Origin of the sequence: Collinsella sp. HCP28S3_E12 (genome assembly GCF_052065595.1) — a bacterium.
Taxonomy (GTDB): Bacteria; Actinomycetota; Coriobacteriia; order Coriobacteriales; family Coriobacteriaceae; genus Collinsella.
Genome location: NZ_JBQHTS010000040.1, coordinates 1 through 1,005, shown reverse-complemented (window position 1 = coordinate 1,005; position 1,005 = coordinate 1). Strand labels below are relative to the sequence as shown.

At 71.1% G+C, this 1,005-nt stretch carries 1 protein-coding gene; it reads left to right on the top strand.

Going from position 1 to position 1,005, the window contains the following annotated elements; all coding sequences use genetic code 11:
• The coding region (locus ACTNBY_RS09290) for a transposase (protein ID WP_441064277.1) at nucleotides 1–780 on the top strand (780 nt) is incomplete at its 5' end.
• Between the last annotated feature and the right edge of the window lie 225 nt (nucleotides 781–1,005).

Below are 1,005 nucleotides of genomic sequence, written 5' to 3'. Positions count from 1 at the left end.
CCCGTATGGGTCCCCTCCCCCGAGGTCGAAGGCATCAGGGACCTCGCCGGCGCCTACGACGGGGCGACCGCGCGCCTGGCGACCGCCAAGCAGCGGCTGCTCGCCTTCCTCGCAAAGCGGGGGTTCGTCTACGGCGGCACCACGCCCGCCGGCAACCCGAGGAAGTACTGGACCTACGACTTCCTGAGGTGGCTCGACAAGGTCAGGCCGGAGGACGATGGCGGGGTTCGGACGCTCGCCGCCCTGAGGAACGAGGTCGAGGCCGCGGCGGAGGCCCGGGCGGACCTGCTCTCCGAGTACAGGGCCGCCGTGGATGCCAGCCCGATCGCCGCGGAGGTGGCCGCCCTCCAGTCGATCAAGGGCTGCGCCTTCGCGCTGGCCGCAGCCTTCTCGGCCGAGGTCGGCGACTTCACGAGGTTCCGTTCCGGAAGGCAGGTCACGGCCTATTTCGGCCTCGCGCCGAGTCAGAGGTCGAGTGGCGACTCCGTGCGGCTCGGAGGCATCAGCGGCGCGGGCAACGCGCTCGTGAGGAAGCTGGCCGTTGAGGGTTCATGGTGCTACGCCGCGGCACGGCACCAGCCGAAGCTCATGCCGAGGGACACGGGCGTGCCCCTCGAGATAAGGATGCACGGGAGGAAGGGGTCCGAGCGGCTCCTGCGGCGGCGCGAGGAGATGCTCGCCCGCGGCATGCCCGCGGCGAAGGCCAACGCGGCCACCGCGGCCGAGCTCGTGAGGTGGCTCTGGGCCCTCGGCATGATGTGCCGGGAGGGCGCGGAATAGACACAGCCCCCGTCCCGGCGAGCCGGGCGGCCTTCGGGGATACCCCCTATTTCGCTGTGCGCGCGGAGCCCTCCGCATGCGCCTCGACAGACTTGGGGAACCCCGCCGAAGGAATGGAGTGCGGGCCGACAGAACGGTATCCGCGGATATGAGACTGAGCCGAAGGCGTCGATGACATGCCGGGGGCGGACCGGGACGGGTTAACGGCAGGCCCCGCCGACCGAT